The sequence below is a fragment of the Candidatus Sordicultor fermentans genome (assembly GCF_012728195.1).
In the GTDB taxonomy this organism is placed as follows: Bacteria; Atribacterota; Atribacteria; order Atribacterales; family Caldatribacteriaceae; genus Sordicultor; species Sordicultor fermentans.
The window spans coordinates 1-1,893 of sequence record NZ_JAAYFP010000088.1 but is presented as its reverse complement, the minus strand read 5'-3'; the positions used below and the strand labels follow the sequence as shown (position 1 = coordinate 1,893).

Here is a 1,893-nt window from a genome sequence, read left to right as displayed (position 1 = left end):
TTATAAGGGGGGCGGCGCCCCCTTTATAGTTATTTCATCCTCATCCTCACCCTAACCCTCTCCCTTCGAGAGGGAAAGAAAAAAAGAGTCGAGGAACTCTCTCGTTTGTCATTCCCGAAATTAGTAGTCGGGAATCCAAATGCTCTTAAAATACTTGTGGACCCCTGATAGAACCATTCAGGGGTGACGACAAGAGATGATAAATACGTTCAGGGATGAGGGACTTGGGGATGATAAATATATTCAGAGGTGACGACAAAGGTGGTAGAGACATTCCAGGGCGATGGAGAGAGTGAACATTCCGGGATTACGAATTTGAGGAAATTTCCCCCTCACTCTCACTTTCACCTTCCCTCTCCCCGGAAGGGCGAAGGAAGAATCAAAGGAGTCAAAAGAGAAGAAAAGGTTAAAGATACATTATGCGTAAAGCAGTCTTCCTTTAGGTTCAGGGATTTCTCTCCCCAGCTCCTTTGCAGTTTCTATCCATTCTCTGATTACAACAAGAGCATTTTTTATAGCTTCTTCATATGTTTTGCCATCAGCCACACCGCCCGGCAATTCAGGAACTTCCACAATGAAAGCATCATCTTCTTTACTCCAGTAGATAATCATCTCGTATTTTATGTAATCTTCCATATTTACCTCTCCTCTAAATGAAATTTATACTTTAAAAATAAATTCCTCACCTGTTTAACCTGATATGGTTTTGCTTTCCCGTCTTTAAGCGGTTGTAAATTATATAGTTAACCGCAAAATCCATTATAATTAATCGTTATCGAAAGCCTTACCTGATATACCTAATAGAGCAAACTATGAGGGGGCAGCGCCCCCTCATAACCCCCAAAAAGCAAGGAACAAAGAAACAAAAGGTTAATAGAAAAATTATAGTATCCTTCAGTACATAGCGACCTTGAGTTTTTGACTTTCGATATAATTTACTTTCTAAAGTTTTTAACCAGTTTTGCGGGATACTATAATTTCAACAACGTTTTCTTTAGTGAATATATGGTGGCTGCCTTGAATTCGTTCAGAAAAACCATATTTTAACAACAGATTTCTCAAATCATGAAATCTTATATTGCTATCATTTGTGCCGGAGAGAATTTTATCCAGAATCTTGTCCTAGCTCATCCCACTAATATTTATGCTTCTTACAGCTAACAATCCTACCAGGATTTTACGATAGACAAGGTAATTTTACCCTCAAGATAAAAGCTAAATGCCTCTTCACTTATTTTTATTTTATATTATCTGGAAAATATATGCAATAACTCTTCCCCCATCCTCTGAGGCAGGTTTATTGCGACTTTTCTCTGTTCCCTCTTATAATTCCGTCATTCCCGAAGTCTTCAATCGGGAATCCACATGCTTTTAAATACTGTGGACCCCTGATAGAAGCATTCAGGGGCAGGCTAAAAACGGCTTAAAAATTGCCGGGGTGACGAGGAGGTGGGAATCCATGTTTTTGCCCTTAAGTAATTTAGATTCCTGATAGAGACATTCAGGAATGAGAGATGAGGGGATGATAGAGACAGGCTAAAAACGGCTCGAAAGTCGCCAGAGTGATAACAAGGAGAAAGCACCTTCCCTCTCCCCGGAAGGGCGAAGAAAGGGGGTGACAACATGAAAGCTATGGAAGTTTTTTCACAAAATGAGGATATTTCTTCTTTTTAATTTAGCAGTCTTAAAAAACTCTCTCTACTTCTTCTAATACACTTCGTGCTTCTTCAGGACGCCCGGTTACGGTGTAGAGATAAAAAAGAAGTGAGCGGGCTTCGGGATGTTGGGGGTCTCGAGATAGAGTTTCCCTCCAGAGAATTTCAGCATCTTCATAGTGACCTCCCTGAAAATAAGCAAGAGCCAGATTATGGAGTACGTTGGCATCATCTGGCT

2 protein-coding genes are annotated in these 1,893 nt (G+C 40.4%); both read right to left on the bottom strand.

The window, feature by feature from the left end; all coding sequences use genetic code 11:
• Positions 1-417 precede the first annotated feature (417 nt).
• Complete coding sequence (locus GXZ17_RS04005; RefSeq protein WP_409376000.1) at positions 418-636, bottom strand: type II toxin-antitoxin system HicB family antitoxin; 219 nt, start codon at positions 634-636, stop codon at positions 418-420.
• 1,048 nt (positions 637-1,684) lie between these two features.
• Positions 1,685-1,893: tetratricopeptide repeat protein (locus GXZ17_RS04000; RefSeq protein ID WP_409375999.1), on the bottom strand; the 209-nt coding region annotated here is incomplete at its 5' end.